16 protein-coding genes and 2 pseudogenes are annotated in these 22,704 nt (G+C 57.0%); 8 read left to right on the top strand and 10 right to left on the bottom strand.

What is annotated here, in order from left to right:
* Window positions 1-40 precede the first annotated feature (40 nt).
* The gene (locus tag B0G69_RS32635) at window positions 41-916 is read left to right on the top strand and encodes an amidohydrolase family protein (protein ID WP_121324240.1); all 876 of its coding nucleotides are present in this window, start codon (window positions 41-43) and stop codon (window positions 914-916) included.
* A 485-nt stretch (window positions 917-1,401) separates the two neighbouring features.
* Here the strand turns inward: B0G69_RS32635 and B0G69_RS32625 are convergent.
* Both B0G69_RS32625 and B0G69_RS32620 read right to left on the bottom strand, forming a co-directional pair.
* Window positions 1,402-2,196 (bottom strand): annotated as a pseudogene (locus B0G69_RS32625) (IS5 family transposase); the annotation flags it as partial.
* A gap of 443 nt (window positions 2,197-2,639) precedes the next feature.
* Complete coding sequence (locus B0G69_RS32620; RefSeq protein ID WP_121324237.1) at window positions 2,640-3,470, bottom strand: IclR family transcriptional regulator; 831 nt, start codon at window positions 3,468-3,470, stop codon at window positions 2,640-2,642.
* A 743-nt stretch (window positions 3,471-4,213) separates the two neighbouring features.
* Here B0G69_RS32620 and B0G69_RS32615 point away from each other — a divergent pair.
* Window positions 4,214-5,128, top strand: a complete 915-nt coding sequence (locus tag B0G69_RS32615) for a LysR substrate-binding domain-containing protein (RefSeq protein ID WP_121324235.1) — start codon at window positions 4,214-4,216, stop codon at window positions 5,126-5,128.
* 85 nt (window positions 5,129-5,213) lie between these two features.
* On the opposite strand, the pseudogene B0G69_RS32610 reads toward B0G69_RS32615, so the two are convergent.
* A pseudogene (locus B0G69_RS32610) lies at window positions 5,214-5,596 on the bottom strand (DDE-type integrase/transposase/recombinase); the annotation flags it as partial.
* A 374-nt stretch (window positions 5,597-5,970) separates the two neighbouring features.
* On the opposite strand from B0G69_RS32610, the gene B0G69_RS32605 reads away from it, so the two are divergent.
* Window positions 5,971-6,675: a response regulator transcription factor gene (locus B0G69_RS32605; protein WP_121324234.1), complete on the top strand. Its 705-nt coding sequence runs from the start codon at window positions 5,971-5,973 to the stop codon at window positions 6,673-6,675.
* Between the two features lie 1,080 nt (window positions 6,676-7,755).
* Complete coding sequence (locus B0G69_RS32600) at window positions 7,756-8,520, top strand: EAL domain-containing protein (RefSeq protein ID WP_121324232.1); 765 nt, start codon at window positions 7,756-7,758, stop codon at window positions 8,518-8,520.
* A 1,679-nt stretch (window positions 8,521-10,199) separates the two neighbouring features.
* Here the strand turns inward: B0G69_RS32600 and B0G69_RS42300 are convergent.
* The 7 genes from B0G69_RS42300 to B0G69_RS42275 all read right to left on the bottom strand — a co-directional run bounded on the left by B0G69_RS42300 (window position 10,200) and on the right by B0G69_RS42275 (window position 18,857).
* Entirely contained in the window at window positions 10,200-10,796 is a 597-nt protein-coding gene (locus tag B0G69_RS42300) for a hypothetical protein (RefSeq protein WP_121324230.1), read from the bottom strand.
* A gap of 63 nt (window positions 10,797-10,859) precedes the next feature.
* On the bottom strand, window positions 10,860-11,609 hold the full coding sequence (locus tag B0G69_RS42295; RefSeq protein WP_158609018.1) for a hypothetical protein: 750 nt from the start codon (window positions 11,607-11,609) through the stop codon (window positions 10,860-10,862).
* Between the two features lie 597 nt (window positions 11,610-12,206).
* Window positions 12,207-12,779, bottom strand: a complete 573-nt coding sequence (locus B0G69_RS42290; RefSeq protein ID WP_241991588.1) for a hypothetical protein — start codon at window positions 12,777-12,779, stop codon at window positions 12,207-12,209.
* 63 nt (window positions 12,780-12,842) lie between these two features.
* Complete coding sequence (locus B0G69_RS32570; protein ID WP_147440807.1) at window positions 12,843-13,547, bottom strand: hypothetical protein; 705 nt, start codon at window positions 13,545-13,547, stop codon at window positions 12,843-12,845.
* A 579-nt stretch (window positions 13,548-14,126) separates the two neighbouring features.
* Window positions 14,127-15,218: a hypothetical protein gene (locus B0G69_RS42285; RefSeq protein ID WP_241991587.1), complete on the bottom strand. Its 1,092-nt coding sequence runs from the start codon at window positions 15,216-15,218 to the stop codon at window positions 14,127-14,129.
* 372 nt (window positions 15,219-15,590) lie between these two features.
* Window positions 15,591-16,745, bottom strand: coding sequence for a hypothetical protein (locus B0G69_RS42280; RefSeq protein ID WP_241991586.1), 1,155 nt, complete (start codon window positions 16,743-16,745; stop codon window positions 15,591-15,593).
* 396 nt (window positions 16,746-17,141) lie between these two features.
* A complete protein-coding gene (locus tag B0G69_RS42275) occupies window positions 17,142-18,857 on the bottom strand; it encodes a hypothetical protein (RefSeq protein ID WP_121324225.1) in 1,716 nt (571 codons plus the stop codon).
* Window positions 18,858-18,888: 31 nt separating this feature from the next.
* Between B0G69_RS42275 and B0G69_RS42270 the strand changes: the two genes are divergently transcribed.
* The 4 genes from B0G69_RS42270 to B0G69_RS32535 all read left to right on the top strand — a co-directional run bounded on the left by B0G69_RS42270 (window position 18,889) and on the right by B0G69_RS32535 (window position 22,694).
* Complete coding sequence (locus tag B0G69_RS42270) at window positions 18,889-19,572, top strand: YadA-like family protein (RefSeq protein WP_241991585.1); 684 nt, start codon at window positions 18,889-18,891, stop codon at window positions 19,570-19,572.
* Window positions 19,573-19,660: 88 nt separating this feature from the next.
* On the top strand, window positions 19,661-20,359 hold the full coding sequence (locus B0G69_RS32545) for an OmpA family protein (RefSeq protein ID WP_121324223.1): 699 nt from the start codon (window positions 19,661-19,663) through the stop codon (window positions 20,357-20,359).
* A 95-nt stretch (window positions 20,360-20,454) separates the two neighbouring features.
* The gene (locus tag B0G69_RS32540) at window positions 20,455-21,594 is read left to right on the top strand and encodes a DUF2827 family protein (RefSeq protein ID WP_121324222.1); all 1,140 of its coding nucleotides are present in this window, start codon (window positions 20,455-20,457) and stop codon (window positions 21,592-21,594) included.
* Window positions 21,591-22,694: a DUF2827 domain-containing protein gene (locus B0G69_RS32535; protein ID WP_121324220.1), complete on the top strand. Its 1,104-nt coding sequence runs from the start codon at window positions 21,591-21,593 to the stop codon at window positions 22,692-22,694. Before B0G69_RS32540 ends, B0G69_RS32535 begins: the two co-directional genes overlap by 4 nt.
* Window positions 22,695-22,704: the final 10 nt, after the last annotated feature.

The raw sequence follows: 22,704 nt of genomic DNA, 5'->3' as shown, positions 1-22,704 counted from the left end.
CGTTGTCGCGAGGTCGCTGAAGGATAGTAGAGGAACATCAATGATGGAGAAACAGGGTTCGGACGCGAGTCAAACACTGGCAGTGCATCGTCGGCCCCGTATTGCGTCGATTGATGCGCATGCGCATGTGTTCGAGTACGGCTTGCCGCTCGCTCGACAGCGCCGCTACGTGCCCGACTACGATGCGCCGCTCGACACCTATCTCGCGCAACTGGATGAGCACGGTGTGTCGCACGCAGTACTGGTGCAGCCCAGCTTTCTCGGCACTGATTGCGGTTATCTGCTCGACGCGTTACGTCGCGCGCCTGAACGCCTTCGCGGCGTCGCCGTGATCGAGCCGCACTGCGGACTTGACACGCTCACGGCGATGGCTCGGGCGGGCATCGTCGGCATCCGCCTGAATCCGATCGGGCAGGCCGGTTTGCCACTGCATCGCTGGGTGAGCGCGCAAACGCTTGCGCATATCCGGGAACTTGGATGGCATGTCGAAGTGCACGCCGAAGCGGCACGTCTCGAGCGCATCGTCCGGCCGCTTCTGGACGAAGGCGTGAACGTGGTGGTCGATCATTTCGGTAGACCCGACCCCGTGCAAGGCATCGATGATCCGGGCTTTCGCCGTCTTCTCGAACTTGGGAACTCGCAGCGCGTGTGGGTGAAGGTATCGGCTGCCTATCGAAGCTGGCAGAACTCGAGGCACGACTACGATGATGTAGACGAGGCCATTCAGCTTCTGAAAACGGCATTCAGTGTGAAGCGGCTCATGTGGGGCAGCGACTGGCCCCATACGCAGTTCGAAACACGGGTGAATTTCAATCGCACGCTCCGCCTGCTGCACGCGATTTTTCCTGCTCGAAACGAGCGCCGGGCGATATTCGTGGACACGCCTGCGAAGCTTTACAGGTTTGATCTCATGTGAGTTTGTCGGGGCGATGGCTCGCTCCGGGAAGACAGCCTGCACGAGCTGAGTCGGCCACGCTCGAACTTTCGGTGACGCACTTATTGGCATGCGCCGGCGTTGCCACGTAGCTGAGCTGGTCGCGTACATACCGTGATAAAAAAAACGAAATGGCTCTATCACGGCCATCGCTTTCCGCAATCGTCATCAGTTGCGTCGTTCGCTGGTACGCTCTACCGCAAGCAGCTCGCTGAGCGCTTTGCCGCAAGGCATTGGTTCACCGAGCTCGCCCAAAATCCGTCACCCGTCTGCGCAAACCCACGCCTTCTGCAGCATCGTGCCCTCCACGAGTCAACGTGACAACGGCCCGCCAACGAACGCAGGCGGCTCCTCCGAATCGATCTTAAAAGCGTCGGGATGCGCGTGTTGCAATGTTGTTTAATCGCAATGCAATTACGTTCAATTTGACATTTACTGTTAAGTTAGTATTATTCCTCTAAAGGGTGTTAGGAACTTTTGTTAAGGGATGCAAAGTGAACAAGCATAAGCACGGAGAATACGGCGAAGTGCAAGCCAGCCAAGGTGCCGGGCAATCGCTCGTAGTCTCTGGCCGGTCGGCGAAAGCGGTTGAGTCAGCCGAAGCTACGCTCGACCACCCGGCGGCGCGGCAACAGCACGAAGCCCTTTTTCGCCTCCGGCAGCTTGATTACCTGAAGCTCGATCCCTTCGTCGAGTTCCGCCTGCGCAGACTCTTCGCGGTTATATCCCTGATCGGCGAATGCCACCTCGACCGTCTGGCCCGTGGCCTGCTGAACCTGACGCGCCAGTTCTCCGACCTGCGCGCATTCCTGTTCGTTGGCCGGCGTGACATGCACAGCAAGCAACTGCCCCAAGGTATTAACCGCCATGTGGACCTTGCTGCCGCGTTTGCGTTTGTAGCCGTCGTAACCGGCGCGAGGCCCACTCTCGCAGGTCGACTGCAGGGTCCGCCCGTCGAGAATGACCGCGCTGGGTTGACCACGACGCTCCTGGGCGATCCGGATGATCGAACGCAGGTCATTCACCATGGCCTCGAAACAGCCGGCCTGAATCCAGCGTTGCGTCTGCTGGTAGACCAGTTCCCAAGGTGGAAAATCATTGGGCAACAAACGCCACGGCGCACCCGCACGTACGATCCGGCGCAGCGCGTTGAACATCTCGCGCAGTTCGTAGCGGCGCTGCGGCGTGTCTTTGTTCATCAAGGTCAGGTACGCAGCGGCGAAGTACCACTCTTCATCCGCTACATCCGTTGGGTATGGCCTGTTTTTTTATTCCACCAGGATACCCACCCGGTCTAACTCAAAGTTCCTAACACCCTCTAATGTGTTTCGCATCGGATCGATTCGTCAAATGACATGGTTCCAGCCCGCGTTATCAAAGAGGCGCCAACCGGCAGTCTTGCCGGCGCTCGGCAGCAATGGGACCCAGGTATCGGATAGTCCACCTTGCTTCGCGGGCGATTCGTGTTGTCTAGAGGCAAGGACATCAGCGTGTCATCAAGCGGGTGCCCGACCGATGCTGCTCTAGTGGCCCATCAACCGTTGCTGCGACCGGAAGCCGGACGTTTGGCTAAACATCCACCCAAGCGGTCAGCGCAACGACAAGCAATACTAACCGTCGAGACCGAAAGGTTCCTGCGCGAGGTTATGAGGCTGGTTGTCCGTGGTCAAAGTGCCGCGTCATCCCGAGCGGGAGCGCTACGTCACTAACGCGGCAATGTCAAGGGCCTCGCCTTGGAAATCGAAGTCGCGGCGACCTGGACATGTTGAGCAAGTTCTGTCTCAGCGCGTTCGATCGAGCAACGTGAGGTAGGCAGTGAAATGTTGATTGCGGCGACTGGCGCGCCGGTGTGATCGGTGATCGGAGCGGAAATTGAAATATGCCCCAACACGGTCTGATTTTCGGTTACCGCGTAACCACGGTTAGCAGCACTCTTAACCCCTTCGATCAGTTTCGTGGGATCAGTCTGCGTGTATGGCGTCATTGGAACGAGGGGTGTCTGGTGAAGAATCTCGAGAACCCGCTTTTCCGGCAAGCGGGACAAGATGGCGAGCCCTGAAGCAGTGTAGAACGCCGGAAGCCGTGAACCAACGGCAAAGTCGATGTTACAGATGTGTTTGCCCGGATAACGCGAGACAAGAACGATTTCATGGCCGTCGAGTTCGAACAGATTGGTGGTCTCTCCTAGGCGCAAACTGACGTCAAGCAGATACGGTGATCCCTTGTCGATGAGCTCATGGGACCGAATGTAGTTGTAGGAAAAATGAAGGAGCTTTGAGGTAAGGCCGTACTCACGAGTGCAGGGTACTCGCCACAGGTAACCCAGCACTTCAAGCGTATGCACAAGACGTTGCGTGGAGCTGCGGTCCAGTCCGGCTGCTTTCGCAATATCACCTAGCGTCATGTAGCGGCTAGCTCCGTCGAACGCATGCAACACCATAAAGGCTTTCTCAGTTGAACCGATGAACAGTGTCGAACGTGCATTGGATGTTGCGTCAATCCGGCCCGTTTGTGACGATTTTCTTGAATGCCCCATGGCGCTGTGTTTGTAATTGAAAGCGTGTTGAAATTTATTGTAATTTACTCAAGTCGGTCTGCGCATTGGTGTGAGCGGACATCCATTGAAGCAACAACTACGTATGAATGTCAATCTGTTGACAGCATCTAGCTGCGTTCGAACATCTCTGCATCCGAAGGCGCGCGTGTACATTCGGCCTTCGTTAGCTTGTGGCTCACGTGTCGCGGAGATCGCCGCCACCGTTGCCAGCGTCAGCAATTAGGTGAGTAGCGATCCCCAAGCCTCTCATCCTCGATCCATTCTACTTTGATCCAAATTTCCATGCAGTCGGACCTATCACTTCTGTCTTTCAACTTCATGTCTTTCAGAAAGAAGCTCCAGAGCGGGTTCACGCGTCTCGCCATAAGTACTGTGGGCCGCGCCGTCGCGTTCAACAAATTCAGGCGTGCACTCGCGCGCGGAAGATTCCAGGCCGAATCATACTTTTCGCTTGCGATCCGAGCCGCGGGACAAGTGTCAACTCGTGACATGCATGACACGCGCGCACGCATGCATCGAAGATGGTTGGATTCCAAAGTTAGGGAACCGGGTTGTAACGTGCAAGACCAACGATACGGCGTACTGGTCGCGCGGCTAGTAGTAAGAGATCGCGTGACACAACAAATAACTGATGAAGATGCACCTGCACACGAGGGACAGTTCTTTTCGTTTGCACCGCTATGCAAATGAAACGTTTGACTCGGTGATTTTCAGAGAGCGAGATGCGTAAGTTTAGGATTCCCAATATCGGCACGCTGCAAGCATATGAAGCAACGGCCCGTCACGAAAGCGTGACCCATGCGGCAAAAGAGCTATCTCTTACGGAGAGCGCCGTATCGCGTCAGATTTCGACGCTCGAATCGAATCTCGGCGTGCAGCTATTCGTGCGCGTGAAGCAGCGGCTCGTGCTAACGCGCGCTGGCCGCTTGTATAGTGGACAGGTGCGCAGCGCGCTGGAGAGCCTTGCTCGTGCCACAAGAGCGATAGTCGCGCACGGTGGACAAGGCGATGACGATCTCGAAGTCGTGGTATTGCCCACTTTCGCAATGCAGTGGCTGATTCCCAGGCTTAAAAATTTCAATGATCGCTACCCCGGGATACGAGTCAACATGAGCGTTCGCATAACGTCATTCAATCTTACCGAGTCGCATTTCGAGGCTGCCATTCACCATGGTGACCAACACACTTGGCCCGGCACCTCTACTGACTTTCTTTTCGACGAGGAGCCGGTTCCAGTATGTTCGCCATCGCTCATAACGAAGCCGATACAGTCCGCCGATGAACTGCTTGCCTATCCCCTGCTGCAGCTCACTTCGAACCCTGACAGTTGGACCGAGTGGTTTGCCGATCTCGGCGTCGAAGACGATCGGACGGCGCAAGGGGCTCGCTTCGAAATGCAGGGAATGCTCATCGCGGGCGCAGTTGAGGGGCTGGGGATCGCTCTGGTTCCTAAGGTGTTTGTCGAGGGACGACTACATGAACTAGGACTAACCGTACCGTTCAGTGCAAAGCCGAAATTGGGCTCCGCATACCATCTTGTTTATCCAACCGAGTTCAGTCACAACACATCACTAAGGGCCTTTCGCAACTGGCTTCTCGAGGAGGCTCGTATACATCGAACGACACCGCATGATTGACGTTGTTATGAACGACGTTGTCACATTGAATTGTCGACGGCGCGCCTGCTGAAGGCGTGGGTTCGCTCTGACGGGTGAGGGAAACCGGGCATGAACGAAGCACGCGCCTGAAGAACCGTTCGGCGGCCGCTTTTTCCCGCCGTTTCTGCACCAGGACGTCGAATTCGTAGCCACGCTCATCCACCGCACGCCAAAGCAGGCAAGGCTCCCGACGCAACGATAGAAATACTTCAACAGATGCCAGGTCGTGCCCCGCCTCCGGCGAGCCGCCCTGACGGGAGATGTGAAGCCTGCGCCAACTTCCCGCGCCAGCGGCGGACCGTCTCGCAGCTCACGACCACGCCACGTTCAGACAGCAGCTCTTCGATGTCTCGCAGACTGAACGGAACCGAAAGTACCAGCGAACTGCGCAACTGGTGAGAGCTGCCGAAAGCGATGGCCGTGATAGAACCATTTCGTCTTTTTCATCACGGTATGTAAGTCCCCCAGCTCAGCTACGTGACAACGCGTTTTGTCTCAGCAATTGGGCAGCGGTCTTTTTGAATAAAGCTCAAAAGGTGTTGCGAATTGGTAAATTGACTTTCATTCTTCGCCATGGGATCGTCTATCGCGTTCGAAATCGGCTCGCTACGGAAGCAAAAAAATGATCGCAAGAAACCAACAAGAATTGATCATTGTTGACGATTCACGTAGCGCGGTGACTTTTTTTAAATGGTGTCGGGACAATTCGAGGGCGCCGCAGTCCGATTCGTATGGTCAAGCATCACCAATATATATTTTGAGATAAAATAGTCGTGCAATAGCCGAGCTAAATTAAAAGAAGTTTGAAAGCGGGGAATACGATGAGAATTGCAGTCCTGGATGACGAACCGGCCGATGCAGACTACGTTTGTCGTGCTCTGTCAACGGAGCGACACGTTTGCTATGCGTTCAGCAATGGAAATGCTTTGATTCAGCAGTTGCGGCGTCAAAGTTTCGACCTGCTCGTGCTTGATTGGAATGTACCCGGCGTGTCTGGAGAAGAGGTACTCCGATGGGTGCGGGAAAACCTATCAGAGCGTCTGCCGGTGCTCTTCCTGACAGCTCGTGGCGAGGAGGTCGACATCGCCCGCGTATTGAACCTGGGTGCCGACGATTACGTCGTCAAGCCTGTCCCCGCGGGGGTGCTATTGGCGCGCGTTGAAGCATTGTTGCGGCGAGCCTATCTCCTTGACAGGGGGCCGAGCAAGGCAGAGTTCGACGATGTTGTATTTGACCTGGCCACGGCGCAGGCGGTTGTTCGTGGCACGCCGGTCGCGCTAAAAAGGAAGGAGTTTGATCTCGCACTGTTGCTATTTCAGCACTTGAACCGCCCGCTTTCGCGTGCGCATATCCAGGACGTCATCTGGAAGACCAATGTGGACGTTCCATCGCGCACGATGGACACTCATGTGTCTTCGTTGCGCACCAAACTTGGGCTTCGTCCAGAGCACGGCTATCGTGTCACGCCTATTTACGGCTACGGTTACCGCCTTGAAAAAATAGGGAAGGCGGCCGATTTGGCCTAGGTTCAGGATGGAGGGCCCGCAACATGGATCGTATCTGCATGGGCAGCAATTTGCGCGCGCCGGTTCGTTGGTAGCACGCTAGATGTCGTGCAATGCGTAAAAGCTGGCTACAACTGTTGTCCGGTCGATCAAGTTTTTTGACCAATGGCGATGTGGAAATCCGGAGCGATCTATTGACGCGCTATGGTGCGTTCTTCTTTCCGCAACAAGCATTGGGGCGCTTGCGCCATTGAAAGCGGGAATGAGCGTGTCTAATTACGAGTTAAAGAAAATTCAAGATCTTCGCTGGTTGGTGGAACCGTAAACGATAGTCAACTCGCATAAATTTTTATGGACAATTGAAGTGCCGCGATCCATCCTTGTCATGACTTTTCGAGATAGTGTTAAAGCAGATCGATCGCGCAAATAAAAACTATTGATTGTTTGTGAATACGTAGGCGAGTCACTGGTGACATCTGTCACCAATTAATTTATTTAATAAATTTGTGTGAAACGAAGCGCAGGCACTCGCTCGTCCAGAAAAAACCTTTAAGCCAGATTATTAACAAGGTTTTTTCGTTTCCCTGCAGGTGCGTCAGTAAGGATTAGAAGAAAGCAACAAGGGGCGGACAAAAAGGGTTCCTTCCTTTTTTGACCGCCCTTAAAACGAAGGTTTGACAGTATTTCGCAAGTGGAAGTCGACGAGCGGGACCGATAGATCGGGGCAACAATGGCGGCCCTGGAAGTCTCGGAAGTGGCGTTGAGTGCAATGGGGAGCGCCGGGTAAGACCTAGGTTCAGACCCGTACTTGGCGCATCAGTCGTTCGCGATGGAACACTTCCGGGCCTAGGCGGTAGCGCTATGAGAGATGACGTCGCCGTACTGAGAAATGCGGGTTGGGCCGCCAATCGTAACGCGGTCGCGTTCCCGAACCCCGGGCCCGCATCTCTACACATCCGGAGTTTCTCGGCCGACGGGCACCATCGGTTCGCAGTGCGTAATTTACAAGCAAGCCAAAAACGATTAATCAATCTTTAAGTTGACGCAGTGGTAAAAAACGACATTTAAAAGCGCTCTTTTGACCGCAATGGCGGTACGGAAATGACCGATCCGGAGAACGAGATGGACGAGAGGGGTTTGGCGGGGGAAGTGTTTAGCGCGATGATCGATTCGCGTGTGGGGTTGCACCGTGAACCGGTGCGCGACGTCACATGCAACGACAATGTGCTGTATCAGCAATGTGCCGCGGCAGTTTCTGATTCGCAGGGCAGGCCATTAAACCCGGCTCTGTTCATGCCTGCGCTTGAGCGCATGTCGCTCATCCGTCTGTGTGATCGGTATGTCGTCAAGCAAGCCATTGCGGCCTTGCAAGCTTCGCCCACTCTGCGGCTTGGCTTCGGTATTTCTACTCAAAGCGCTGTCGCCGATGTCGTATGGAAGGCGATTTTTCATCTGCTCGAAGAAACGCCTGATGTGGCCGAGCGGCTGGTGATTGAATTTCCGGAACCCGCCTGGTTCGACGCCCACGAGCAAGCACAGCATTTCGCATATCGCCTCAAGCAGGCCGGTTGCAAGATCGCGATAGACAATTTCGGGATCGAAACTGCGATCGGCATCCGTGCGCCTGACATCATCAAAATCGATGCGTCGTTCGTTGCCGCTGCCCGCCACGGCGAAAAACACGTTGCACGCCTCGCGCGATTAGTACGCCTCGCAGCAGAGCAGGCTGACGATGTAGTGATCCAGGGCGTTGATGATCCGCTGGACTTACTGCATGTCCACGAGTGCGGGACGAAGTGGGTACAAGGCCAGTTCGTCAAAGCACCTGACGCCCTTGAATGGGTTGCCAGTAACTTGCAATTGTAGATTTCGATTTAACAAATAGGACTACAAATCGCCGTCGCGTGGAGTAGCCCCTGCGCCGGAGGTATGCGTGTGCTTGACGATGTTTAAAGAAAAACCTTTGAGAAAGGCGGGCAGAAAATGAACATAAGTTATCGAACGATCTGGAATGAATCGTTAGGGGCTTTCGTCGCGGTGTCTGAATTGGATACCGCGCACGGGAAAGGGAATGGTGGGGTCACGAGCAGTGTCACGAGTATTAGCGCCATAGGCGGAATCGTGGACGGCTTCATGGACGGCATGCCTGCGCTCAGTGTGCTGACCGTCGCAGCAGTTGCAGTTGTCGCGGGTTTAAGCGCACCTGATGTAGCGTATGCGCAGAACGCCGTTTATCAGGGCACCGGTTGTACGAACGCGTCGTTCGGCGGCAACGTAAATGATGTTGCTCTCGGCTGTAACGTAACTGCATCGACTACTGGCGGAACTGCTGTAGGAGGCAACAGTACCTCGTCGGCAGTCTATGCAACAGCAATCGGTTTTGGTGCGACAGCCGCAGCGCAAAACAACACCGCTATCGGCGCCTTATCCACAGCGACCGGGGCTAATGGGTCCGCAATCGGTGCTGGCGCACAGGCTTTAGGATATGGGGCTTTTGCGGTCGGTGCCAGTTCTTTGGCTGGCGCGAATGGCGACGCAACTATCCTCAACGACACCGCACTCGGTACTAGAGCCACGGCTAACGGCGGAAACGGGGTTGCAGTCGGCTCTGCTGCCAAGGTCTATTCTTCTGGCGCCATCGCAGTTGGTTCCGGTGCTGCCGGAACGGCAACTGATGCACTGGCCGTCGGCCACATTGCGATAGCGAGCGGCTCGGCTAGTACCGCTTTCGGATTGCGGGCGCTCGGTAGCGGTGACTATTCCGTCGCCAACGGCGCGTCTTCAACTGCATCAGGCACAGATTCGGTCGCGACAGGTCACCTTGCAGCAGCTACCGGAACCGGAAGTATGGCGTTCGGTGGAGCGGCAACAGCAAGCGGTGACAATTCGAATGCGTTCGGCGCTAGCGCGATGGCGACAGGAACTGCGGGGACGGCTCTCGGATTCCAAGCTTCATCAAGCGGCGCAGGAGCGATGGCAATCGGCAATTCCGCCGTCAGTAGCAATACGAATTCGCTGGTGATCGGGAACGGCGCGCAGTCGTCAGGACTCAACGCAACAGTCATTGGCACGAATTCCACGTCCTCAAATACAAACGCAACAGCAATTGGTGCTTCAGCGATTGCGTCTGGTCTGCGTGCCGTTACTATCGGCTCCGGCTCCAAAGCGAACGGTACTGATTCACTCGCAGAAGGCACGAATGCTGTAGCAGGCGTTGCGGGTAGCACAACGATTATCAACGACATTGCGCTCGGCGTCAGTGCGTCGGCTGTCGGCGGAAATTCGCTTGCGTTTGGTGGAGCTTCGGTCGCATCAGCGGCTGGCGCAACAGCAATCGGTCAGGGCGCAACTGCTTCACTCGCCGGTGCAATGGCATTGGGGCAGGGCGCAACCGCTGCGAACGCAAACAGTCTCGCATTGGGAAGCGGTTCAGTTACTGCTGCTGCAAATCCCACGGCCACGGGCACAGTTGGCGGCAAGAGCTATACGTATGCCGGGGGCGCACCGACGAGCGTTGTCAGCGTGGGCAAAACGGGCGCTGAGCGTCAAGTCACGAACGTGGCCGCAGGCCGTGTTACAGGCACGAGCACGGATGCAATCAACGGTTCGCAGCTTTTCGCAACGAATTCGGCAATTGATACCCTTTCGATTTCGACCTCGACCGGAATTTCGTCGCTTTCGACCGGCCTCTCAACGACGAACAGCAATCTCGATTCGTTGAGCACTTCGACTTCGACGGGAATCGGCAGTCTGAGCACCGGCATTTCGTCGCTCAGCACATCGGCAAGCACGGGCATCTCGTCGCTGAGCACCGCGCTTTCGACAACCGATAGTAACGTCGCTTCGCTATCCAGTTCGACCTCAACTGCGGTCGGTTCTTTATCGACCGGCGTAAGTTCCTTATCGACCGGCGTATCGTCGCTGAGCACAGGCGTTTCAAGTCTGTCCACGGGCGTCAGTTCTCTTTCGACTGGCGTGTCGTCACTCAGCACGGGCGTTTCGAGCCTTTCGACTTCCGCATCGACGGGTATTTCTTCGCTCAGCGCATCGACCTCGACGGGTTTGTCTACCGTGGCGAGCGGCGTAGGCTCTCTATCGACCGGCCTGTCCACGACGAATAGCAATGTGTCGTCGCTCAGCACGGTCGTTTCCGCAACGCGTACGCACTACGTCAGCATCAACGACAACGGCACGCAGCAAGGCAATTACGCAAATGATGGCGCAAGCGGCGTAAATGCAATTGCCGTAGGCACGAACGCCACGGCAGCAGGTGCGAGCGCTGTCGCCCTGGGCGATGCGGCAACCGGTGCAGCGGCAAATTCAGTGGCAATCGGCCAGAACGCAGCCACGACAAATGCAGGTGATGTCGCTCTCGGTTCGGGCTCGGTGACTGCGGCTGCTAATCCGACAGCTAGCGCAACCATCGGCGGGAAGTCGTACGATTTTGCGGGCGCAGCTCCCGCGAGCGTTGTGAGTGTCGGTGCAAAGGATGCAGAACGACAGATCACGAACGTTGCGGCAGGTCGGCTTACCACGGACAGCACAGATGCCGTGAACGGCTCGCAGTTGAACGCAACGAATCTTGCGGTTGATGCGCTGAGCACGTCCACGAGCACCGGCATTTCTAGCCTGAGCACTGGCGTTTCATCGCTTTCAACGGGCGTTAGCTCACTGAGTACCGGTCTGTCTTCCCTGAGCACTTCGGCTTCCACGGCAGTTTCTAGCCTGAGCACTGGCGTAAGTTCGCTGTCCACGGTTGGAAGTTCCCTCTCGACCGGCGTCAGTTCCTTGTCCACGGGCGTGAGTTCTCTCTCGACCGGCGTGTCGTCGCTGAGCACGGGAGTTTCTTCATTGAGTACGGGCCTGTCGTCGTTGAGCACTTCCGCATCGACGGGCATCGGCTCTCTGTCCACGGGTCTTTCAACGACGAATAGCAATGTCGCTTCGTTGAGCACGGTTGTCGATGCGAGCAAAACGCACTACTACAGTGTGAACGACAACGGCGTCCAGGGCGCGAACTACGACAACAAGGGTGCAACGGGCGTAAATGGAATTGCCGCAGGCGTCGCTGCATCGGCGGGCGGTGCAAGTGCAACGGCAGTCGGTTACAACTCGCAGGCGCTAGCGGATTCGAGCGTGGCAGTCGGTGACAGCAACACGGTCGCGGCGGCTGCCGGTCCTGGTTCCATTGCGATGGGTTCGAAATCGGCTGTACTGAGCGGCAGTGCGGTCGCCATCGGAAATCAGCAAACGGCAAGCGGTGACGGTGCTGTCGCAATTGGTGATCCGAATTCCGCAACCGGTACGGGCGCGGTCACGGTCGGCGCAAACAATACGGCAAATGGCACCGGCGCGCTCGCGATGGGCAATTCAAACAGCGCAACCGGAACCGGCTCGATTGCACTCGGCAACACTTCGACTGCCGCAGCGAATGGCGGCGTTGCATTGGGTTCGGCTGCTGTCGCAACAAATGCAGGTGACGTTGCGCTCGGTAGTGGTTCGGTGACTGCCGCTGCAAATCCCACGCAAAACGGCACGGTCGGCGGTACGACCTACGCATATGCAGGCACCACGCCCGCGAGCGTCGTTTCCGTTGGAGCAAAAGACGCTGAGCGACAAATCACGAACGTGGCAGCAGGCCAGGTCAATGCAGATTCGACTGACGCAATCAACGGTTCGCAACTGAACGCCACGAACCTTGCAGTGGACGCGGTTTCGACAAGCACATCGACGGGCATTTCTAGTCTGTCCACGGTTGCTTCGTCACTGAGCACTGGCGTGTCGTCACTTTCGACCGGCGTGTCGTCGCTCAGCACTGGCGTTTCGAGTTTGAGCACGGGCGTTTCGTCACTAAGTACAGGCGTGTCGTCGCTCTCGACTTCGGCTTCGACCGGCATCAGTTCGCTATCAAATTCCGTATCGACGGTTGCAAGTAGCGTCGGTTCGCTGTCTACAGGCGTGTCGTCACTCAGCACGGGCGTTTCGAGCCTTTCGACTTCCGCATCGACGGGACTTTCTTCGCTCAGCGCATCGACCTCGACGGGTTTGTCTACCGTGGCGAGCGGCGTAGGCTCTCTATCGACCGGCCTGTCCACGACGAATAGCAATGTGTCGTCGCTCAGCACGGTCGTTTCCACAACGCGCACGCACTACGTCAGCATTAACGACAATGGCACGCAGCAAGGCAATTACGCAAATGATGGCGCAAGCGGCGTCAATGCAATTGCCGTAGGCACGAACGCTACGGCAGCAGGTGCGAGCGCTGTCGCCCTGGGCGATGCGGCAACCGGTGCAGCGGCAAATTCAGTTGCAATCGGCCAGAACGCAGCCACGACAAATGCAGGTGATGTCGCTCTCGGTTCGGGCTCGGTGACTGCGGCTGCTAATCCGACGGCTAGCGCAACCATCGGCGGGAAGTCGTACGATTTTGCGGGCGCAGCTCCCGCGAGCGTTGTGAGTGTCGGTGCAAAGGGTGTCGAACGGCAGATCACGAACGTTGCGGCAGGTCGGCTTACCACGGACAGCACAGATGCCGTGAACGGCTCGCAGTTGAACGCAACGAATCTTGCAGTCGATGCACTCAGCACGTCCACGAGCACCGGCATTTCTAGCCTGAGCACGGGCGTTTCGTCGCTTTCGACGGGCGTTATCTCACTGAGTACCGGCCTGTCTTCCCTGAGCACTTCGACTTCCACGGCAGTTTCTAGCCTGAGCACTGGCGTAAGTTCGCTCTCGACCGGCGTGTCGTCGCTAAGCACGGGCGTTTCTTCCTTAAGTACTGGCCTGTCGTCGTTGAGCACTTCCGCATCGACGGGCATCGGTTCTCTGTCCACGGGTCTTTCAACGACGAATAGCAATGTCGCTTCGTTGAGCACGGTTGTCGATGCGAGCAAAACGCACTACTACAGTGTGAACGACAACGGCGTCCAGGGCGCGAACTACGACAACAAGGGTGCAACGGGCGTAAATGCAATTGCCGCAGGCGTCGCTGCATCGGCGGGCGGTGCGAGTGCAACGGCAGTCGGTTACAACTCGCAGGCGCTAGCGGATTCGAGCGTGGCAGTCGGCGACAGCAACACGGTCGCGGCGGCTGCTGGTCCTGGTTCCGTTGCGATGGGTTCGAAATCGGCTGTACTGAGCGGTAGTGCGGTCGCCATCGGAAATCAGCAAACGGCAAGCGGTGACGGTGCTGTCGCAATTGGTGATCCGAATTCCGCAACCGGTACGGGCGCGGTCACGGTCGGCGCAAACAATACGGCAAATGGCACCGGCGCGCTCGCGATGGGCAATTCAAACAGCGCAACCGGAACCGGCTCGATTGCACTCGGCAACACTTCGACTGCCGCAGCAAATGGCGGCGTTGCATTGGGTTCGGCTGCTGTCGCAACAAATGCAGGTGACGTTGCGCTCGGTAGTGGTTCGGTGACTGCCGCTGCAAATCCCACGCAAAACGGCACGGTCGGCGGTACGACCTATGCATATGCAGGCACCACGCCCGCGAGCGTCGTTTCCGTTGGAGCAAAAGACGCTGAGCGACAAATCACGAACGTTGCAGCAGGCCAGGTCAATGCAGATTCGACTGACGCAATCAACGGTTCGCAACTGAACGCCACGAACCTTGCAGTGGACGCGGTTTCGACAAGCACATCGACGGGCATTTCTAGTCTGTCCACGGTTGCTTCGTCACTGAGCACTGGCGTGTCGTCACTTTCGACCGGCGTGTCGTCGCTCAGCACTGGCGTTTCGAGTTTGAGCACGAGCGTTTCTAGCCTCAGCACAGGCGTGTCCTCGTTGAGCACTTCGACTTCGACGGGCCTCAGTTCATTGAGCACTTCCGCATCCACCGGTTTGTCGTCGCTGTCCACGAGCACGAGCACGGCAGCTTCGAGCCTTAGCACGGGCGTATCTTCGCTTTCGACCGGCGTATCGTCTTTGAGCACTGGCGTTTCCTCGCTCTCAACGGGAATTACGTCGCTCAGTACAAGCGCATCGACGGGAATTTCGTCGTTGAGCACTTCGACTTCGACCGGCTTGTCCACCGTCACGAGCGGAATTAATTCGCTCTCGACCGGACTTTCGACAACTGACAGTAATGTCGCATCGCTGTCTACGTCTGCATCGACGGGCTTGTCATCGCTGAGCACCGGCGTTTCTTCATTGAGCACGAGCGCATCGACCGGAATTTCGTCGTTGAGCACGGGTGTATCGAGCCTGAGCACTTCCGCTTCGACCGGGATTTCTAGCCTCAGCACGGGCGTTTCCTCGCTCTCGACGGGAATTTCGTCGCTCAGTACCGGCGTTTCGAGCCTCAGTACAGGCGTTTCATCGCTCTCGACTTCCGCAAGCACCGGCATTTCTTCGTTGAGCGCTTCGACAAGCACGGGTCTTTCAACGGTCGCAAGCAATATCGGTTCGCTTTCGACTGGCGTGTCGTCGCTCTCGACTGGCATGTCGTCGTTGAGCACTTCTGCTTCGACCGGGCTGTCTTCGTTGAGCACTGCGACTTCTGCTAGTTTGTCCACGATCACGAGCGGAATTGATTCGGTATCCGCATCAACGTCCACGGGGCTTTCTACCGTGACAAGCGGAATCGGTTCGCTCTCGACCGGTTTGTCTAGTGCAACGAGTTCGCTGTCTACGGCGATTTCGGCGAGCAAGACGCACTATTACAGCGTGAACGACAACGGTGTCCAGGGCGCGAATTACAACAACGATGGCGCAACCGGCGTAAATGCGCTCGCGGCGGGCGTGGGCGCAACCGCAGCTGGTGCCGCAGGCGTCGCAGTCGGAAATAATGCGAGTGCCGTAGGCACCAATGCGACTGCTATCGGTTCGGGCGCTGTCGCAACAAATACCGGCGACGTGGCTCTCGGTTCAGGTTCCATCACGGCTGGCGCAAATCCGACTGCAAGCGGTACGGTCGGCGGTACGACCTATCAGTATGCAGGGGCAAATCCGCAAAGCGTTGTGAGCGTTGGCGCGCAGGGCGCAGAACGGCAGATTACGAATGTCGCCGCAGGACAAGTCAATAACGACAGCACGGACGCAATCAACGGTTCGCAACTGTACGCGACGAATACGGCAATCGATACAGTCAGCGCATCGACGAGCACGGCGGTTTCTTCGCTGAGCACGGGTATTTCGTCGCTTTCGACTTCTACGAGTACCGGATTGTCCACGGTGACGAGTGGCATCGGCTCGCTCAGCACCGGCATTTCTTCGCTGAGCACGTCCACTTCGACCGGTCTGTCCACGGTCACGAGCAACGTTGCATCGCTCTCGACTTCGACCTCGGCGGCTGTATCGAGTTTGAGCACCGGAATTTCGGGCGCTACAAGCAGTATCGGTTCGCTGAGCACGGGCATTTCGTCGCTCTCGACTTCTGCTTCGACCGGAATTTCGAGCGTCAGCGCAAGTGTGTCCACGGTCGCGAGCGCAGTTGATTCGTTGAGCACGTCCACGAGTACCGGACTGTCTACCGTGACGAGCAGCGTCGGTTCGCTGAGCACAGGTATTTCGTCCCTGAGCACATCCGCATCGACGGGCCTCAGCACGGTGACGAGCAACGTCGCTTCGTTGAGCACTTCGACATCAGCAAGCGTTTCTAGCCTGAGCACCGGCGTAAGTTCGCTGTCCACTTCCGCAAGCACTGGCCTGTCGTCTTTGTCTACTTCGACTTCGACCGGTTTGTCATCGCTCAGCACGTCTGTATCGAGCAGCCTGTCCACCGTCACGAGCAGCGTTGATTCACTCAGCACGAGCGCATCGACCGGCCTCAGCACCGTGACGAGCGGCGTTGCATCTTTGAGTACGGGCGTATCGTCACTCAGCACAGGCGTGTCGTCGTTGAGCACTTCCGCATCGACGGGTATTTCGTCGCTCAGCACGAGCGCATCGACTGTCGCAAGTTCGCTTTCGACGGGAATTTCGACGGTGACAAGCAGCGTTGATTCGTTGAGCACTTCAACTTCGACCGGTTTGTCTACGGTTGCAAGTAATGTCGGCTCGCTTTCGACTGGCGTGTCGTCCCTCAGTACCGGCGTTTCGTCATTGAGCACTTCGACGTCGACAGGCATCAGTTCTTTGTCCACATCGACCTCGACTGCAATCGAAGCCGCGAAGACGCATTACTACAGCGTCAACGATAACGGCGTGCAGCAAGGGAATTACAACAACGACGGTGCAACTGGTCTGAACGCAATTGCAGCGGGTACGAACGCCACAGCAGCCGGCGCGAGCAGCGTTGCGATTGGCGACGGTGCAAATGCTGCTAACGATAATTCGGTTGCGCTCGGCGCAGGTTCGCTGACGGATATTTCGCATCCGACGGCGAGCGCGATTATCGGCGGCGCAACGTATCAGTTTGCCGGTGCAAATCCGGTCGGCGTGGTAAGCGTCGGTGCTCCTGGCGCTGAGCGTCAAATCACGAACGTTGCAGCCGGTCAGGTCACGAAGGACAGCACAGATGCAATCAATGGTTCGCAGCTTTATGTGACGAACCAAGCGATCGACACGCTGAGCACGTCCACGAGCACCGGAATTATTTCGCTCTCGACTTCGACTTCGACGGCTGTATCAAGCCTGAGTACCGGCGTTTCTTCGCTGAGCACATCCACTTCGACGGGCCTGTCGTCGCTGAGCACCGGTCTTTCGACGGTCGTAAGCGACGTAAATTCGTTGAGCACTTCGACTTCGACGGGTTTGTCGTCGCTTTCGACTTCAACGAGCACGGGCCTCAGCTCGTTGAGCACGTCCACGAGCACCGGCCTCAGTTCGTTGAGCACGGGCCTTTCGACGGTCGTCAGTAATGTGGATTCGTTGAGTACGTCCACGTCCACGGCAATCGGTTCGCTCTCGACTTCTGCGAGTACCGGTTTGTCGTCGCTCAGCACTTCGACTTCGACCGGCCTTAGCTCGCTGAGCACCGGGGTATCGTCGCTTTCGACGGGGCTCTCCACTGTGACAAGCAGTGTGGATTCGCTTTCGACTTCGACTTCGACGGGCATCAGTTCTTTGTCCACGGGCGTATCGTCGCTTTCGACCGGCCTTTCGTCATTGAGCACAGGTGTTTCGTCGCTCTCGACTTCGACTTCGACTGCAATTTCGTCGCTGAGCACTTCGACTTCGACGGGTCTGTCATCGTTGAGCACGGGCGTGTCGAGCCTTTCGACTTCGGCATCCACGGGCATCAGCAGCTTGAGCACCGGCGTATCGTCGTTGAGCACGTCTACTTCGACGGCTGTTTCGAGCCTGAGTACGGGTCTGTCCACGGTGACGAGCAGCGTCGATTCGCTCAGCACTTCGACAAGCACCGGCATTTCGAGTTTGAGTACCGGCGTGTCGTCGTTGTCTACTTCGACTTCGACCGGAATCAGCAGTCTCAGCACGGGTATTTCGTCGTTGAGCACTTCGACTTCGACGGCTGTATCTAGCCTGAGCACCGGTATTTCGAGTTTAAGCACGGGCGTGTCGTCGCTCTCGACTTCGACGTCGACGGGTATTTCGTCGCTCAGTACCGGCCTGTCCACCGTGACAAGCAGCGTTGATTCGTTGAGCACGTCGACTTCGACGGGTCTTTCGACTGTGACAAGCAGCGTCGATTCGCTCAGTACGTCCACGTCGACCGGCATAGGCTCATTGTCCACGGGTCTCAGTTCGCTTTCGACGGGTCTGTCTACCGTGACGAGCGGCATCGACTCGCTGAGCACTTCGACTTCGACGGGCATCAGCAGTCTGAGTACCGGCGTGTCGTCGCTCAGTACGGGCCTTAGCTCGCTGAGCACTTCGACTAGCACAGGCATCAGCAGCTTGAGCACGGGCGTTTCGTCGCTGAGCACTTCGACTTCGACTGGAATTTCGTCGCTGAGCACGTCCACGAGCACGGGAATTTCGAGTTTGAGTACCGGCACTTCGTCGCTGTCCACTTCGACTTCGACGGGTATTTCGAGCCTGAGTACCGGACTCTCGACCGTCACGAGCAGCGTTGATTCGTTGAGTACTTCGACTTCGACTGCAACGAGTTCGCTGTCTACAGCAACGAGTTCGCTTTCGACTAGCGTGTCGTCGCTGAGCACGTCCACGAGCACCGGTTTGTCGTCGTTGAGCACTTCGACTTCGAGCGGACTTTCGACTGTGACGAGCGGCGTCACCTCGCTTTCGACGGGGCTGTCCACGACGAACAGCAATGTGTCTTCGCTGTCCACGGCGATTTCGACTCTGAAACCGTCGCATTACGTGAGCATCAACGATGACGGTGTGCAAGGCGGTAACTACAACAACGATGGTGCAACAGGCACAAATGCTATCGCTGTTGGCGTGAACGCTACTGCTGGGGGTACGAATTCTTCGGCTTATGGCAACAAGGCAAATGCGAAGGGTCAAGCCGCGACGGCGCTCGGCAACAACGCGAACGCAACCGGAGCCAATACAACCGCTGTCGGTGTCGGTTCGACTGCATCGGGTGACAACGCAACGGCACTCGGTTCTGGTGCCGTCGCAAGCGCGCCGAATTCAGTTGCACTCGGTATGAATTCGGTCGCAAGCGAGGCGAACACGGTATCGATTGGATCGGAAGGTAACGAACGTCGCCTGACGAACGTGGCGCCGGGTATCAATCCGACCGACGGCGTGAACATGTCCCAACTGCAAGGCGTGCAAAACAGCCTGAACAACAGCATCAATTCCGTTGCTCGCAAAGCATACGGCGGCGTTGCTGCGGCGACGGCTCTCACGATGATTCCGGATGTTGATCAAGGCAAGACGCTTTCGGTCGGAATTGGCGGGGCGAGCTATCAGGGCTACGGTGCGACTGCAATCGGCTTCACTGCACGCATTACGAGCAACCTGAAGGTTCGGGGCGGTGTGGGCATCAGCAGCGCCGGTAGTTCGTACGGCATAGGCGCGTCGTATCAATGGTAACGCCTGCTTGATGTATTGAAACGTGCGCGGGACGGATTTCACGAGGTCCATCCCGCGCCGAAAAAAGCCGATCAAGAACGAGGAAAAAATGTCAGCAAAAATTCTGCTTGTTGCTTTCGCAACCGCGTTGCTCGCGGCCTGCTCGACTGCCCAGGCTCCCCATTGGAATGCATATCGGGTCGGCATGCCGAACGGTCAACAGGCGTTTCGGGTTGATTGTCATGGCCTTTTCGAAGGTCAGAACGCCTGCTTTTCGCAAGCGAGCGAAATCTGCGGCAAAAAACAGGTGCAGCCTATCGAGCAGGTTTCGCCCCTGGGCGACGATCAAAACCCGCGTGACGTGCGTGTGTTGACCTTTCAATGCGCTACACCGCCGCAACCTGCGCAGCCTGTTGTAGCCAAACCCGCACCGGCTCCGGCGCCTGTCGTGGTTCCAGTTGCTCCCCCGAAACGCATCACGCTTGACAGTGACGCGAATTTCGACACCGATAAATCGACGCTGAAACCTGATGCGCGCGAAAAACTCGACGTTCTGGTTGAAGCTGCAAATGGAACAGTTTTTCGGGCAATCACGATCAACGGATACACCGATTCGACGGGCTCCGTGGATCACAACCAGGACCTGTCTGAACGGCGCGCGCAGGCGGTTGCGAAGTATCTGCGTGATCACGGTTTGAAGGCTGAAAAATTCAACGTGCACGGCTACGGCGAAAGCAGTCCGGTCGCGAGCAATGCCACGATTGAGGGCCGTGCGAAAAACCGGCGCGTCGATATCACGTTGGAGTAAGCACTGGCGCACGACCGGTATGGGGCTCAAATAAAAAGCTAAACGGACACGCTTTAGCGCGAAGAGACCAACAAACTAAAAAGAGGGAACGTGAAATGAAGATCGGGATTTCTGTGCTCACGCATGAGGGGCAGAGCATATGGGAAAACGGGTTAGGCCAGAACATCTTTTACTTCGTGCAACTGCTGCGCGCGTTGCCGTTCGTGACAGATATCGTGCTGCTGAATTGCGGCGATCAGCCACGCTTGCCGCCAGAAGCTGAAGCCTTGGCGCAAGGCGTACCGCTCATCGCGCCGCGCGATCTGGCCGAACTGCCGGATGTGATTTTCGAAATGGGTGGTGGCCTCGATGTCGAATGGCTCGATTACGCACGGGCACAAGGCAAAAAGGTTGTGTTTTTCTGCTGCGGTCAACCTTATGTGGGCCTGATCGAGCCAAGCGTGTTTCAGCGGGACGGCTATTTCTCGCGGGCCACCCGCTGCGATGAAATCTGGATTCTCGGCAAGGATCGTGCGCTTATTCCGATGATGCGCGCGCTGCATCGCTGCCCGGTTATCGAAGTGCCGTTTCTTTGGGACAGCACATTTATCGAGCAGCGAATCGCGGCTGTCGAAAAAGCCGGACTGCAATTCGGCTATGAATCGGGGTCGGTGCTTGGCGAGTCTATGCGTCGTAGTCTGCGCGTGGCTGTATTCGAGCCGAATATTTCGGTTGTCAAATGCTGCGTGATCCCGATGCTCATCGGGGAAGCTGCTTTTCGCGCGGAACCTGAGGCCGTCAAATCGCTGCACGTCCTGAACAGTGTGCAGATGCGCGAGCACCCGTCATTTTCCTTTCTGCTCAATTCGATGGATTTGCACCGGCAGGAACGCGTGCGCCTCGACGGTCGGCACGACTTTGCGGGCTTCATGAGCCAGAGCGCTGATGCCGTGATCGCGCATCATTGGCAGAATGATCAGAACATTCTGTACCTCGATGCCCTGTACGGTGGCTATCCACTTATCCACAATTCGCCGTGGCTCGGCGATTACGGCTATTACTATCCGGATTCCGACATTGAAGCTGGCGCGGCGCAGCTTCTTCGTGCACGCTCGCATGACGCGCATCACAAATATTACTTGCAGCGTTCGCGCAGCTTCCTCGCGTCCCTCTCACCGCACGCACCGCCAAACACTTCGTCTTACGCGCGTCGCCTGCTCGCCCTGACTGCCAAAAAGGCGGGGGTGTCGGCATGAAAAAGCTCAAAGTCGGCGTGACGATCTATCTGCGCAACGGGCAGCAATCCATCTGGGAAAACGGCATCTTTCAGAATTGCTATTTCCTCGCGATGTTGCTCAAGCACGCACCGAATGTCCAAGCCGCTTATCTGGTCAACGGCGGCGACGGTGATCCGGCAGGAGCGGCGCAATTTCTCGAGTTCGCACCGGTGCCGGTCATCGACCTCGACACGGCGCGCGAAAAGCTCGACGTGGTTATCGAGCTGAGCGCGCAGCTTAACCCGGATTGGGCGCGCAGCTTTCGGGAGAAGGGCGGTCATGTCATCGGCATGCGCGTAGCGAATGACTACGTGATCGACATCGAGCGAATGATGTTCGGTTTGCCGCACGGAATGCTCGTGTCAGGCACACCGTATAGCGCAATCTGGACATTGCCTGCCTTTGAAAAGACGTGCGCGAGCTACTACGAAACGGCACTGCGTGCGCCAGTGAAGGCAATGCAGCACCTTTGGAGCCCCGCACTCGTTGAGCATTCGGCAAATGGCGCATTCGGCTATCAACCGGGGCGGGCGCGTTGGCGGCTTGCGGTGCTCGAGCCGAATATCTGCATGGTGAAAACGTCGCATATTCCGATGCTGCTCGCGGACCTCGCGTACCGTCAACAGCCGGACCTCGTTGAGTACCTCCGAGTGTTCAACACCCTGCAACTGAAGAACGATGCGCAATTCGTCGGCTTCGCGCGCAGCCTCGATCTGGTCACGCAGGGTCGCGCGACATTCGAGCCGCGCTTGCCGGTCCACGAGATTCTGACGCAGCAAGCGGATGCCATCGTTTCGCACACGTGGGAAAACACACAGAACTACGTCTACTACGAAGCGCTGCACGGTGGCTACCCGCTCATTCACAATTCGGATTTGTTGGGCGGTTGCGGTTACCGGTACGCGGATTTTGACTGCGAAGGCGGGGCGCTCGCGCTGCGCGAAGCGTTCGCCCTACACGATGCAAATCTCGCTAACTACAAGGCGAAAGCGCGTGCCTTTCTGACGACGCTCGATCCGCTTGCGCCTGCAAATATCGAACAGTACAGCGCAGCCATCTCGGTGGTCGTCAGCGCCTGAACGGCTTGGT

Origin of the sequence: Paraburkholderia sp. RAU2J (genome assembly GCF_003634845.1) — a bacterium.
Classification (GTDB): Bacteria; Pseudomonadota; Gammaproteobacteria; order Burkholderiales; family Burkholderiaceae; genus Paraburkholderia; species Paraburkholderia fynbosensis.
The sequence above is the reverse complement of the archived record's forward strand: the minus strand, read 5'-3'. Positions and strand labels throughout refer to the sequence as shown.